The organism is Streptomyces sp. JW3 (assembly GCF_052216785.1).
Classification (GTDB): domain Bacteria; phylum Actinomycetota; class Actinomycetes; order Streptomycetales; family Streptomycetaceae; genus Streptomyces.
The window spans coordinates 1-239 of record NZ_JBQOUX010000330.1 but is presented as its reverse complement, the minus strand read 5'-3'; the positions used below and the strand labels follow the sequence as shown (position 1 = coordinate 239).

General features: G+C 69.9%; 1 protein-coding gene. It reads left to right on the top strand.

Annotated elements, in window-relative coordinates:
- A partial coding sequence (locus tag ACTT8P_RS38710; RefSeq protein WP_442836469.1) for a formyltransferase family protein occupies window positions 1-239 on the top strand: 239 nt, incomplete at both ends.

Sequence of the window (239 nt, the reverse complement as noted above, 5' to 3'; positions counted from 1 at the left end):
AGGCCGTCATCGGCAACCACCCCGACCTGGCCGCGATGACCGAGGCGCACGGGGTGAAGTTCCACCACGTGCCGTTCCCGAAGGACCCGGCCGAGCGCGGACCGGCGTTCGAGCAGGTGCGCGAACTGGTCGACGTGCACGACCCGCACGCGGTGGTCCTGGCCCGGTTCATGCAGGTGTTGCCCGCCTCGCTGTGCGAGCACTGGGCGGGCCGGGCGATCAATATCCACCACAGCTTC